Genomic DNA, 12,760 nt, shown 5'->3' with positions numbered 1-12,760 from the left:
CCGATGGTACTGCAACCGGGAGGTTGTGGGAGAGTAGGTTACCGCCGACACCAAACAACAACATATAATTCAATAACTCGAGGCGCTCGGTAGGGCAGTCACCCGATGACTGTCTTACCGGGCGCTTTTTCGTGCCTGCATGAGGCCTTATGGTTCTTCAGCCACGTGCTGTTAGTGCACCCCGGGTGCGGGTTCTTAATAGAGCTTCTACGCCTAGTAGAATGGGCGGGTATTAGATTGCTGTCGCGATGGTAGAAACGGATTTAGGTATGTCAGACAACGAAGGTGGCCGTAAGTCTTTTGATTCCGCTGGCGGTGAGCGTCGCGGCGGTGGCCACAAGGGCGGCCGGAAGCCTTACGGGAAGCCTTACGGGAAGCGTTCGGAAGGCTCCCGGGATGAGCGCCGCGGCAATCGGAGCGGGCGCAAGCCGGCCCACAAGGGCCGCGGTGGCAAGCCCAATTCCCAGCAGCGTCGCAGCCACCCGCAGCGCAGCGGCTTCCGCGAAGAGCGCCTAAACCAGCGCATGGCGGACCCGGATCTGCCCAACGATATTGACGTGCGCGACCTGGACCCGATGGTCCTGCAGGACCTGAAGGTGCTGTCCAAGGACAACGCGGAGGCCGTCGCCAAGCACATGATCATGGCAGCGACCTGGATGGAAGACGACGCGCAACTGGCCCTGCGTCACGCCCGGGCGGCGAAGAACCGCGCGGGGCGGGTCTCCGTGGTGCGGGAGGTCAACGGCATCGCCGCCTACCGCGCGCAGGAGTGGAAGGAAGCCCTCTCGGAGCTGCGCGCCGCCCGCCGTATTTCCGGCGGCCCGGGGCTGATGGCCGTGATGGCCGACTGTGAGCGCGGCCTGGGCAAGCCGGAGAAGGCCCTGGAGCTAGCCAAGGAGCCGGAGGCGAAGGACCTGGACGAGGAGTCCCGCATCGAGCTGGCGATCGTTCTGGCCGGCGCCCGCCAGGACCTGGGCCAGAACGAGTCCGCCGTGGTGACACTGTCGCGGCTCAACCCCGACAAGGACGACCGCGGGATTAGCGCCTGCCGTTTGTCCTATGCCTACGCCAACGCGCTGGAGCTGGCCGGCCGCACTGATGAGGCCAAGGACTGGTTCCAGCACACCGTCGCCATCGATGAGGGCGAGTGGACCGACGCGGCCGAGCGCGTGAAGGAAATCGGATAGATGGCTTCCCTGTTAGAGTCGCACGACTCGTTGCTGCTTGACCTCGACGGCACGGTCTGGGAGGGCGACCGCCCCATCGGCGCCAGCGTGGACATCATCAACGCCTGCGGCCTGCCGTGCGTGTATATCACCAACAATGCCTCCCGCAGCCCCGGCGCCGTCGTCGACAAGCTGGTGGGAATGGGCATTCAGGCAGACGCGAAGCACGTGCTGACCTCGGCCCAGGCCTGCCTGAACCTGGCAGGCGAGGAGCTAGCTAGCGGCGCGACCGTCCTGGTCGTGGGCGCCGAGTCGTTTAAGCAGCTGGCCCGGCAGGCCGGTTTCACCGTTGTCACCAGCGCGGACGAGAACCCGCAGGCTGTGCTGCAGGGCTTCGACCCAGCCATCGGGTGGGCGGAGCTGACCGAGGCGGCCCTGGCTATTCGCAACGGCGCTAAGTTCTACGCCTCCAACCTGGATACCTCCCTGCCCATGGAGCGCGGTTTGGCTGTGGGCAACGGCTCGCTGGTGGCGGCCGTGTCCACGGCGACCGGGGTGCAGCCGGCCTCCGCCGGCAAGCCCGCCGCCGCCATGTTCACCCAGGCTGTCCAGGACATTGGCTCTAAGGCCCCGCTGGCAGTGGGCGATCGCTTAGACACCGATATCCAGGGCGGCAACGCCGCCGGTTGTGACACCTTTCACGTGCTGACTGGGGTCTCGGGCCCGCTGGCGCTCATCGAAGCAGAAAAGGACCAGCGCCCCACGTTTATCGGCGAGTCGATGGGCGATATCAACCTGCCGGAGGCGCAGCTGCGCCCGGGCGCCCAGGGCGGTTTCACGGCCCGCGTCGACGGCGAGGACATCATCTTGAGCGGCGGCGACCCGGGGGCGACCCCGGGGCAGGCGCTGCGGACGGTGCTCGAGGTCGCCTGGGCCATGCCGCACCCGCCGCGGTATGTGCGCCCGGCCTCCGACGCGGCCGATCAGGCCACCGGGGCGTGGTGGTAATGGCACGCCCCATCCCGCACGAACCGCGGCAGACCCAGGTCAGCCCGGAGGACGTGGACGCGAAGATCGCGGAGATCTTCAACGAACCGGCTGGGGACCTGCCGGAGGAAGTCGATCAACTCAACAACGCCCACGAGGTCCTGCGTGCGGCGCTGCAGGAGAACTGATGCCACCAGCACGCAGGCGGCTGGACGCGGAGCTCGTCCGGCGCAAAATCGCGCGTTCCCGGGAGCAGGCCGTCGAGATGATCAAGGGCGGCCGAGTCTTCGTCAACGGCTTCAAGGCGGCCAAGCCGGCCACCATCGTGGATCCGGAGGCCTCCATCCGGGTCGAGCACGCCCCCGAGGACGATTGGGCCTCCCGCGGCGCCCACAAGCTGCTCGGCGCGCTGGGAGCCTTTGACGTCTCGCTGGAGGGTAAGCGCGTGCTCGACGCGGGCGCATCGACGGGCGGGTTCACCGACGTCTGCCTGCGCAACGGCGCAAAGGAAGTGCTCTCCGTGGACGTGGGCTACGGCCAGCTGCTCTGGCGGCTGCAGAACGACCCGCGCGTTCATGTTTTCGATCGCACCAACATCCGCCACCTGGATCTTGAGACCATCGGCCAGCCGGCCGATGCCATGGTGGGCGACCTATCGTTTATCTCCCTGAAGCTGGTGCTGCCGGCCATCGTCTCCTGCCTGCGGCCCGGCGCCTTCCTGCTGCCGATGGTCAAGCCCCAGTTCGAGGTCGGCAAGGACCGCCTGGGCCAGGGCGGGGTGGTGCGCTCGCCGCAGCTGCGCGCCGAGGTCACGCTCGACATCGCGCTTTTCGCCCAGGAGCTGGGGCTTAGCTGCCAGGGCGTGTGCGCCTCCCCGCTGCCCGGGCCGAGCGGGAACGTGGAATACTTCCTGCACCTGGTCGCCGATGAGGCGAAGACGCAGCCGGGGCAGGCAGAATTGGAGACAATGATCGACAAGGCAATCAAGGAGGGGCCGCAGTGAGCCAGGAAAACACCGTGACACAACAGCGCGAAATCCTTTTGGTCCCCCACGCCGGCCGCAGCACCAACCTGGCCGCCACGGACCGGGCGGCGCAGCTGCTGGACGAGGCCGGCATCGTCGTGCGCGTGTGCGCCCCGGCCGAGATCCTGCCCGACTTCCCGCACGTCCAGCACACCGCGGCGGCAGCCGAAGGCTGCGAGCTGGTACTGGTCCTGGGCGGGGACGGAACCTTCCTGCGCGCAGCTGACATGGCACGCGCCGTGGACGTTCCGGTGCTGGGCATCAACTTGGGCCACGTCGGCTTCCTCGCCGAATGGGAGGCAGAATCCCTCGACAAGGCCATCGAGCGGGTGGTCTCGCGCAACTACCGCATCGAAGACCGGATGACCATCGACGTCACGGTCACCGGACCCGACGACGAGCTGATCGGCCGCAGCTGGGCTCTCAACGAGGTCAGCATGGAAAACCTGAACCGTTCCGGGGTCTTGGACGCCATCCTGGAGGTGGACGCCCGCCCGGTCATGGCGTTCGGCTGCGACGGCGTGCTGATTTCCACGCCCACGGGTTCCACCGCCTACGCGTTTTCTGCCGGCGGCCCGGTGCTATGGCCGGAGCTGGATGCCATCCTGGTAGTGCCCAACAACGCCCACGCGCTGTTTACCAAGCCGCTGGTCGTGTCACCGAAATCTACCGTGGCCGTCGAATCCGCCTCCGAAACGTCGGCGGCGTTGGTTAACATGGACGGGTTCCGCGAGATCGCCATGCCACCCGGCTCCCGCGTCGAGGTCGTGCGCGGCGAGCACCCGGTGCGCTGGGTCCGGCTGGACGATCACCCGTTCACGGACCGACTGGTGTCCAAGCTGCGGCTCCCCGTCGAGGGCTGGCGGGGCCCGCAGCGCTAAACGCCCCCACGGAAGGAGTCAGTGATAGGCGTGCTAACCGATATCACCATCGAAGATTTGGGTGTCATCCACAAGTCGAGCGCCGAGCTGGCCGACGGCCTGACCGTTCTCACCGGTGAGACCGGCGCCGGCAAAACCATGGTGGTCACCGGCCTGCGCCTGCTGGCCGGCGCCCGCGCGGACGCCTCCCGCGTGCGCAGCGGGGCGAAGAAAGCGGTCGTGGAGGGCACCTTTGCCACCTCCTCCCCGCGCGCGGCCGAGATCGTCGAGGAATCCGGCGGGCAGCCGGACGACAACGGCGAGTTCATCACCACCCGCACCGTGTGGGCGGCCGGCCGCTCCAAGGCCCACCTGGGCGGCCGGGCCGTCCCGGCCGCGACCCTGGCCGAGTTCACCGGCGAGGTACTAACCATCCACGGGCAAAACGATCAGCTGCGCCTGCTCGCCCCGGAACAGCAACTGGCGGCCCTGGACCGCTCCGACGAAGCGCTGCCCGGCCTGCGCGAGGCCTACGCCGAGAAGTTCACCGCCTGGCGCAAGCTGGCCCGCGAGCTCAAGCGCAAGACGCAGTCGCGCCGCGAGATGGCCCAAGAGGTCGACCGCCTGCAGTTCGCCGTCGACGAGATCGACAAGGTCGGCCCGGTGGATGGGGAAGACACTGAGCTGGTCGAGCAAATCCGGCGGCTCCAGGACGTCGACGCCCTGCGGGAGGCGGCCACCACGGCGCTGGCCGGCATCGACGGCCCAGAGGGCATCTCGGGCGCGGACGGGGCGGAGGCAGCCGGCGGCTACGCCGAACAGGAGGCCGCCTCCACCCAGCTGGGGACTGCCGCGGCAGCGCTGGCTGCCAGCTCGGATTCCCAGCTGCAGGCGCTAGGCGAGAGGATGCAAGACATCACCGCCCAGCTGGCGGATATCTCCGGCGAGCTAGGGCTTTTCTTGGGACAGCTGCCGGCCGACCCAGACCTGCTGGAAAAGTCCCTGGTGCGCCAACAGGAACTCAAGCAGTTGACCCGCAAATACGCCCCGGACATCCAGGGGGTTATCGCCTGGCGGGACGAGGCGGTGGCCAAGCTGGGCACCATGGACGTCTCCAGCGAGGCCCTCGAGGAGCTGAAGAAGGACGTCGCCGCCGCCGAAAAGGAGATGATCGCCGCGGCGGAAGTGCTCACCCGGGAACGCACGTGCGCGGCGGGGGACTTGGCGGCGGCTGTCACCCAGGAGCTGCGCGGGCTGGCGATGCCCAAGGCGCGCATCGAGGTCGCGGTCCGGCCGGCGAAGTACTCGCGCACCGGGGCGGACGAGGTCGAACTCGCGATGGCGCCCAACGACGCCGCCGACGCCCGGCCCCTGGCCAGCGCCGCCTCCGGCGGTGAGCTCTCCCGCGTCATGCTCGCCCTCGAGGTGATCCTCTCCGCGGACAACGAGGGCGGAACCATGGTCTTCGACGAGGTGGACGCCGGGGTGGGCGGCCGCGCGGCGGTGGAGATCGGCCGCCGGCTGGCCAAGCTCGCGCGCAACCACCAGGTCATCGTGGTCACCCACCTGCCGCAGGTGGCCGCCTACGCGGACTGCCACCTGCACGTGGCCAAGGAGGTCTCCGACGAGACCGTGACCTCCGGCGTATCCAACCTGGACCGGCAGGAGCGCATCGAGGAGCTCGCCCGGATGCTGGCTGGCCTCGACGACACGGCCACCGGCCGCGCCCACGCGGCGGAATTATTTGACAAAGCGCAAGCGGAAGTCGCATCTTTCCGCGCGCCTTGACCACTTTTGCCCCGCGACGGGGGACAATGCCACACATGAGTTTGTTTTCCCGCAACGACGACCTGCCGGGGCTGCACGGCGCATTGCGCGATTGCACCCCGGGCGGCAAAGGCATGAAGAAGTTCCATGCCGGTGATATTGCCGTCATTAGCGCCGCAGATATCTCCCGCCAGGAGGCCCAGGCCCTGGTGGATATTTCCCCGGCTGCCGTAATCAACCTCAACAAGTTCACCACGGGAGCCATCCCGAACTACGGCCCGCACATGCTGCTGGACGCCGAGGTGGTCCTCCTGGAGGACCTCGGCGAGGCCTTCATGTCCGAGTTCCGCGACGGCAAGAAGGCGCGGATCACCGACGACGGCACCGTCTACCTCGGCGACAAGGCGATCGGCACCGGCAAGCTCGTGGAGCGCGCCGCCGCCGAAGACGAGTTCGCCAACGCCCAGCGCGGCCTCATCGACCACATGGAGGCCTACTTCGGCAACTCCATCGAGTTCATCCACTCCGAGGGCCCGCTGCTCATCGACGGCCTCGGCGTTCCGGACGCGGGATCCGAAATGCAGGGCCGGAAGGTCGTCGTGGTCTCGGACACCGAGGGCCACCGCGGCAAGGTCAAGGATCTGCACAACTTCATCCGCGAGTACGAGCCCTACCTGATCGGCGTCGACGCCGCCGCCGACACCTTGGTGGAGCTCGGCTACAAGCCGGATCTCATCGTGGGTAACCCGGCGGGCATCGCCGCCGAGACGCTGCGCTCCGGCGCGCGCGTGATCCTGCCGGCCGAGCCGGACGGCACGGCCGAGGGGCTGGAGCGCATCCAGGACCTGGGCATCGGCGCGATGACCTTCCCCGCGGCCACGCAGTCCGCCACGGACCTGGCGCTGCTGCTGGCCGACTACCACGACGCCCAGATGATCGTGCAGGTTGGCAACGCCGTGGACCTGGACGACGTCTTCGCGGACCGCCCGCATGCCACGCCGGCCGCACTCCTGTCGCGGGTCAAAGCGGGAACCCGCGTGGTGGACGCGGACGCCATCATCAATCTCTACACGGTCAACCGCGGCGGCGGGGGCGCGTGGCTGTGGGCCATCCTGGGCATCCTGGTCGCCTTGGCCGTTATCGTGCTGGTGGTCGGCTTGGGCGGCGACGGCGGATTCGCCGACAACCTCGTCGACACCTGGAATAACCTGGCTTTGACCGTCCAAGGGTGGTTTAAGTGAAAGTCTCTAGCTCCGTACCCGGCGGCGTCATCGCCGGGCTTGGTTTCGGCGTAGCCGCGGGCGTGGCCCTAGGTGCCCTGGTGCTGGCCCCCTCGATGGATGGGGCGCCTACCGCCGGCGGGAACAACGACAACAGTGATTATGAGAAGGCCGTGCAGGACAAGGAGGTCGCGCGCGCCCAGGCTAATTCCTCCGACTCGGTCGTCCGGGAGTTTAGCTCCGAGACGGTGCGGGACACCTTGAGCGACCGCCCGGTGCTGGTCATCAGCACCCCGGACGCCGCCGACGGCGATATCCGCGGGCTGCAGTCCCTATTGCACAGCGCCGGCGCGCAAAAGGCCGGCCACCTCAAGCTGACGCAGGACTTTTTCACCCAGGACAAGGCCGACGAGCTGAAGTCCATCGTCGCCAACACCCTGCCCGCGGGGGCAGAGCTGAGCGAGGACAAGATCTCGCCCGGCACCCACGCCGGCCAGGCCCTGGGCGCGGCCATGCTCATGAACCCGGACGACGCCCAGCCGCTGGCGAGCGTGGACGATCGCGCGCAGCTGCTGCAGGCGCTGCGCAAGGCCGGCTTCATCGACTACGAGGACGGGACCATGCGCCCGGCGCAGGCGGTGCTGCTGGTGACCGGTTCCGAGAAGGAAGGCTACGCCACGGAGACGCTGGGCACCTTCGCCGAGGCCATCGACGAGGTGGGGAACAACACCGTCGTGGCGGGCCGCGTGGAGCAGGCCGCCCCGGACGGCGTGATCGGCTCCCTGCGCGGCGCCGACTCGCACATCTCCACCGTGGACTCGGTGGACCGTTCCTTCGCCCGGATGGCGGCGGTGCTCGCCGTCGCCGAGCAGCTCGATGGCGGCGACGGCGCCTATGGCTCCGCGGCCTCGGCAGAGGCCGCCGCGCCGGCCAAGCCGGAATCCAACTAGCACGAGAGGGGATACCGTGGCCCACGAATTCGCAACGCTCGACTCGGAGCTCCTCCTGGACGCTCCGATCATCGCCGTCCGCAAGGACCTGGTGTCCATGCCGGACGACCACCAGGCCTACCGCGAGGTGGTCGAGCACATGGGCGCGGTGGCCATCGTGGCGCTCAACGATAAGGGCCAGGTAGCGCTCATCCGGCAGTACCGCCACTCGGTGGGGCAGCGGCTGTGGGAGATCCCCGCCGGGCTGCTCGACGTCAAGGACGAGCCCGCCTTCGACGGCGCCCAGCGGGAGCTGCAGGAGGAAGCGGGCCTGGCCGCCGAAGACTGGGCGGTCTTAGCCGACATCGTGACCTCGCCCGGCTTCTGCGAGGAGGCCAGCCGCATCTACCTGGCCCAAAGCCTGCGCCAGGTGGAGCTGCTGGACGCTGTCGGGGACGAAGAAGCCGACATGGAACGCGCCTGGGTCGACCTGGGGGAGGCGGTCGACATGGTCTTTTCCGGCCAGGTGGTCAATTCCATCGCGGTCGCCGGCATTCTCGCCGCCTTCGCCTACCAGCAGGGCGAGCGGACCCTGCGCGGGGTCGATGCCCCCTTCGAGCTGCGCCCGAGCTCGATCGCGGCGCGCCGGCCCGGCCCGGATCTGAAGAAGCTGTGAGTGACAAGCGGTGAGCGATAGCCACAGCCCGCTGCGCGAGGTGGCGGATACCTGGCTCAACCACCTGGCCGTCGAGCGCGGCGCCGCCGGCAACACGCTGAGCAATTACCGCCGGGACGTCAACCGCTACCTGGAGTGGCTGGAACAGGCGGGGGTGAGTGACCTTAAGGACGTGACGACCGGCCAGGTCGAGGCCTATATGGCGGATCTGCGCCGCGGCTATGCCGGGCACCGGCCGTTGGCGGCGTCCTCGGCCAACCGCGCGCTGGTGGTGGCCCGCGGCCTGCACAAATTCGCGGTCACCGAGGGGGAGGTGGCCGTCGACGTGGCCGCGGAGGTCTCGCCGCCTTCGACCGGCACCCACCTTCCCGAGACCCTGTCGGTGGACGAGGTTTCGGCGCTTATCGATGCTGTGCCCCAGGGCCCGGAGGCCACCGCGCTGGATCTGCGGGACCGCGCGCTGCTGGAGATGCTCTATGGCACCGGCGCGCGTATCTCGGAGCTGATGCGCGTGGACGTGGACGAAGTCTCCGGCGGCGAGGGCATCATCAAGCTCGAAGGCAAGGGCGGCAAACAGCGCCTGGTGCCGGTGGGCTCGATGGCTCAGGCGGCCGTGGAGGCCTACCTGGTGCGCGGGCGCCCGGCTCTGAGCCGCGGGCTGAGCCCGGCGGTCTTCCTCAACACCCGGGGCAAGCGCCTGTCGCGCCAGTCCGCGTGGGCGGTGATCCAGCAGGCGGTGGCCCGGGCCGGGTTGAGCAAGAAGATCTCCCCGCACACCCTGCGCCACTCTTTTGCCACGCACCTGTTGGAGGGCGGCGCCGACGTGCGTACCGTCCAGGAGCTGCTGGGGCATTCCTCGGTGACGACGACGCAGATCTACACGCACGTCAGCGCGGATTCCCTCCGCGAGGTGTGGCGGACGGCCCACCCGCGCGCGTAAAATCAACCAAATAGCCTTGACTGTGACGGTTGGGTGTCGCCGCGTTACGGTCTAAGGGTAATGTGTTAATTACAAGCGTGTAATTGCTAGTTGCGGTACCGGCGTTGCGTGGCGCGCTAGCTAGTCAAGGAAGCAGGTGTGACTGTGAGCGACGATGGTCTGTTCGATGCCTCTGAGGTCGAAGTGGGCTTGACGGGCCGGCCGGTTCGTGAGCTGCCCGAGCCCGCGCCCCTTGATTCCCATGGGCCCGCGACCATCATCTCCATGTGCAACCAGAAGGGCGGGGTCGGCAAGACCACCTCGACCATCAACATGGGGGCGTGCCTCGCGGAGCTCGGCCGCCGCGTGCTCTTGGTGGACCTGGACCCGCAGGGCGCGCTCTCGGCGGGGCTGGGGCTGACCCATGACGAGATTGAAGACACGATCTACGACGTCATGCTGGACAGCCAGACCTCCATCCACTCCGCCATCAAGCACACGGCCGTCGACGGCCTGGACCTCGTGCCCGCCAACATCGACCTGTCCGCGGCGGAGATCCAGTTGGTCAACGAGGTCGGCCGCGAGCACACCTTGGCCCGGGCGCTGCGCCCGGTCCGCCGCGACTATGACTTCATCATCATCGACTGCCAGCCCTCGCTGGGCCTGCTGACCGTCAACGCGCTGGCCTGCTCCCAGGGCGTTATTATCCCGATGGAGTGCGAGTTCTTCTCCCTGCGCGGCCTGGCGCTGCTGACGGACACCGTGGAGAAAGTCTCCGACCGCATCAACTTCGATCTGGAAATCCTGGGCATCCTGGTGACCATGTTCGATCGCCGCACCAAGCACGCCCGCGAGGTGATGTCGCGGGTGGTCGAGTACTTCGGGGACAAGGTCTTCGACACGGTCATCACGCGCACCGTCCGCTTCCCGGAGACCTCCGTGGCCGGCGAGCCGATCACCACCTGGGCGCCGAGCTCGCAGGCGGCCTCGCAGTACCACAACCTGGCGCTCGAGGTCATTGAGCGCACCAGCCCGTCGCGTGGCTAAGAACGAGGCCGCGGTAGCCGAGGCGCCGGCGGGGGAGCCGGTTCAGCCTGAAATCACCGGCTTCCGGATCGCGCTGGATAACTTCGAGGGCCCCTTCGACCTGCTCTTGCAGCTCATCCAGTCTAAGAAGATGGAGGTCACCGACCTAGCGCTGTCGGAGGTGACCGACGAATTCGTCGAATACACCCGCGCCCTGGGGGTGGACGCGGACTTGGACGAGACCACGGAGTTCCTCGTCGTGGCCGCCACGCTGTTGGATCTCAAGGCCGCCCGCCTGCTGCCGCGCGGGGAGGTCGATGACTTGGAGGACCTGGAACTCCTCGAGTCCCGGGACCTGCTTTTCGCGCGCCTTCTGCAGTACAAGGCCTACAAGCAGGTCGCGGATCAATTCGCCGAGTGGCAGCGCCACGCACAGCGGCGCTACCCGCGCGCGGTCAGCATGGAGGAGCGCTTCGCCGATCTCTTGCCCCCGGTCCGGCTGGGCCACAGCCCCGCCAGCTTCGCGGAGCTGGCCGCCAGCGTCTTCCGGCCGAAGCCGCCGGAGGAAGTCGGCATCGGGCACGTGCACCAGGTGGCCGTGTCCGTGCCGGAGCAGGCCGGCAAGATCATGGACACGCTCAAGCTGCTGGGCCAGGCCCGGTGGATGAGTTTCGCGGCCCTGACCCGGGACTGCACGGTATCCATGCAGGTGGTCGGCCGCTTCCTGGCGCTGCTCGAGCTGTATAAGGCGAAGGCGGTCGACACCGAGCAGCCGGAGTCCCTCGGCCCGCTGTCGGTTAGCTGGACCGGTCTCGACGTCGACCCCGCGGTGGTCGCCGCCGCCAACTGGGACTAGGCGGCAACCACAGCGGGGTACTGGGGCAGTCTTAAGGGCGCTGCTGGATGAACTCGAGCACCTCGGCGGACAGTTGGCGGTCGGCGTAAACGCGCACGTCCGGCTCGTCCGGGTTGTCCTCGGTGCCGATACGGCGGCCCTCCCACATCTTTTCCAACCCGAATTTTTCCGCGATGTGCGAGGAGGCCGGGTGGTTGGTGGTCACGCGGATGGTGATCGGGGCGTCCGGGTGGACGCGGCGGGCGGACTCGATGGCTTGCTTAGTCAGCTCGGTGGCGATCCCCTGGCCCCAGTGCTCCGGCAGCAGGCGGTACTTGATGTCCCAGAAGCCCCCGGCGCCGTCGACGTATTCTGCGCCGCCGACGCCCAGGAACTCACTGGGGCGGTCGCGGAAATAGGCGCTCCACGGGCCGAGCTGGTGCTCCGACCAGGAGTTGCTGGCCACCTCGGCCAGCGCGCGCGTGGTCCGGATGTCCATGTGGCGGGCGTTGGGGCGGTGCGTCCAGATGCGGCTGTCGCCGTAGACCTTGTGGGCTTCTTCCACGTTGGCGGTCGACAGCGGGATGAGGAGCAGGCGGTCAGTTCGTGTGATTGTATCCATGACACCATGTTATTAACGTCACAAGTGCTGTCAAGTGTGAGCGTATTAAGGATTGATAAATTTTTGCCCGGGTTTTGAAGGGCAGTACGGGCGGTGACGCTAGTGCGGGTGGAAGGGGGAGTCTAGACTGTGGCGCATGGATTTGCCCATGATTTCCCAACAGCGCTCCCGCCTGGAGTCCATCCTGCTGGTCCTGGACGCCCCCGCGCCGGTCGAGCAGCTCGCCGCGGCGCTGAACGAGGAGACCGCGGTGGTCAGCGACTTGCTCCGGGAGCTGTCGCAGGAATACGACGCGCGCGGCTCCGGCATCGACGTGCGCGAGACCGCCGAAGGCTGGCGGTTATACACCCGGCCGGCCAACGCCTCGGTGGTGGAGCGCTTCGTGCTGGACGGCGCGCAGTCCAAGCTCTCCCGCGCCGCCCTAGAGACCCTGGCCGTCGTGGCCTACCGTCAGCCGGTCACGCGTGCCCAGGTCGCCGGCGTGCGCGGCGTGAACGTCGACGGCGTCATGCGCACGCTGACCCTGCGCGGGCTCATCCGGGAGCTGCCGGAAGAGGACTTCGAAGGCTCGGCGCACCGCTACGAGACCACCGAGCTCTTCCTCGAGCTTTTGGGCATCGATTCTCTGTCTCGCCTGCCCGACCTAGCCCCGCTGCTGCCCGACGTCGACGCCATCGACGAGGAGTACTAGCGCGCGGGCCCCAGCGCTGGGGCGCTAGGGCTCTTGGC

General features: G+C 67.9%; 13 protein-coding genes and 1 pseudogene. 13 read left to right on the top strand and 1 reads right to left on the bottom strand.

Annotated elements, in window-relative coordinates:
• Positions 1 to 254: 254 nt before the first annotated feature.
• The 12 genes and pseudogenes from QQS53_RS10040 to QQS53_RS09985 all read left to right on the top strand — a co-directional run.
• Positions 255 to 1,187, top strand: a pseudogene (locus QQS53_RS10040) (hypothetical protein); the annotation flags it as partial.
• A complete protein-coding gene (locus QQS53_RS10035) occupies positions 1,188 to 2,174 on the top strand; it encodes an HAD-IIA family hydrolase (RefSeq protein WP_472775682.1) in 987 nt (328 codons plus the stop codon).
• Positions 2,174 to 2,341 (top strand): hypothetical protein, encoded by a 168-nt coding sequence (locus tag QQS53_RS10030; RefSeq protein ID WP_472775681.1) that lies wholly within the window; start codon positions 2,174 to 2,176, stop codon positions 2,339 to 2,341. Before QQS53_RS10035 ends, QQS53_RS10030 begins: the two co-directional genes overlap by 1 nt.
• Positions 2,341 to 3,156, top strand: a complete 816-nt coding sequence (locus QQS53_RS10025) for a TlyA family RNA methyltransferase (RefSeq protein WP_472775680.1) — start codon at positions 2,341 to 2,343, stop codon at positions 3,154 to 3,156. The genes QQS53_RS10030 and QQS53_RS10025 overlap by 1 nt, the downstream gene beginning before the upstream one ends.
• Positions 3,153 to 4,058: an NAD kinase gene (locus QQS53_RS10020; RefSeq protein WP_472775679.1), complete on the top strand. Its 906-nt coding sequence runs from the start codon at positions 3,153 to 3,155 to the stop codon at positions 4,056 to 4,058. Before QQS53_RS10025 ends, QQS53_RS10020 begins: the two co-directional genes overlap by 4 nt.
• A gap of 30 nt (positions 4,059 to 4,088) precedes the next feature.
• Positions 4,089 to 5,825 (top strand): DNA repair protein RecN, encoded by a 1,737-nt coding sequence (gene recN, locus QQS53_RS10015; RefSeq protein WP_472775678.1) that lies wholly within the window; start codon positions 4,089 to 4,091, stop codon positions 5,823 to 5,825.
• 26 nt (positions 5,826 to 5,851) lie between these two features.
• Positions 5,852 to 7,045, top strand: a complete 1,194-nt coding sequence (gene steA, locus QQS53_RS10010; protein ID WP_472775677.1) for a putative cytokinetic ring protein SteA — start codon at positions 5,852 to 5,854, stop codon at positions 7,043 to 7,045.
• On the top strand, positions 7,042 to 7,974 hold the full coding sequence (locus tag QQS53_RS10005; RefSeq protein ID WP_472775676.1) for a copper transporter: 933 nt from the start codon (positions 7,042 to 7,044) through the stop codon (positions 7,972 to 7,974). Before steA ends, QQS53_RS10005 begins: the two co-directional genes overlap by 4 nt.
• Positions 7,975 to 7,990: 16 nt before the next feature.
• The gene (locus QQS53_RS10000) at positions 7,991 to 8,629 is read left to right on the top strand and encodes an NUDIX domain-containing protein (protein WP_472775675.1); all 639 of its coding nucleotides are present in this window, start codon (positions 7,991 to 7,993) and stop codon (positions 8,627 to 8,629) included.
• A gap of 10 nt (positions 8,630 to 8,639) precedes the next feature.
• The gene (gene xerD / locus QQS53_RS09995; protein WP_472775674.1) at positions 8,640 to 9,569 is read left to right on the top strand and encodes a site-specific tyrosine recombinase XerD; all 930 of its coding nucleotides are present in this window, start codon (positions 8,640 to 8,642) and stop codon (positions 9,567 to 9,569) included.
• Between the two features lie 144 nt (positions 9,570 to 9,713).
• Complete coding sequence (locus tag QQS53_RS09990; protein WP_368519434.1) at positions 9,714 to 10,595, top strand: ParA family protein; 882 nt, start codon at positions 9,714 to 9,716, stop codon at positions 10,593 to 10,595.
• Positions 10,588 to 11,430, top strand: coding sequence for a segregation and condensation protein A (locus tag QQS53_RS09985; RefSeq protein WP_472775673.1), 843 nt, complete (start codon positions 10,588 to 10,590; stop codon positions 11,428 to 11,430). Before QQS53_RS09990 ends, QQS53_RS09985 begins: the two co-directional genes overlap by 8 nt.
• A 31-nt stretch (positions 11,431 to 11,461) precedes the next feature.
• Here QQS53_RS09985 and QQS53_RS09980 read toward each other — a convergent pair whose 3' ends face one another.
• Positions 11,462 to 12,031 carry a GNAT family N-acetyltransferase gene (locus tag QQS53_RS09980; RefSeq protein ID WP_472775672.1) on the bottom strand — a complete coding sequence of 190 codons (570 nt, stop codon included), beginning with the start codon at positions 12,029 to 12,031 and terminating at the stop codon, positions 11,462 to 11,464.
• A gap of 136 nt (positions 12,032 to 12,167) precedes the next feature.
• On the opposite strand from QQS53_RS09980, the gene scpB reads away from it, so the two are divergent.
• Positions 12,168 to 12,722 carry an SMC-Scp complex subunit ScpB gene (gene scpB, locus QQS53_RS09975; RefSeq protein WP_472775671.1) on the top strand — a complete coding sequence of 185 codons (555 nt, stop codon included), beginning with the start codon at positions 12,168 to 12,170 and terminating at the stop codon, positions 12,720 to 12,722.
• The last annotated feature ends 38 nt before the right edge of the window (positions 12,723 to 12,760 follow it).

This window comes from Corynebacterium sp. 2571A, from assembly GCF_055700935.1.
The sequence above is the reverse complement of the archived record's forward strand: the minus strand, read 5'-3'. Positions and strand labels throughout refer to the sequence as shown.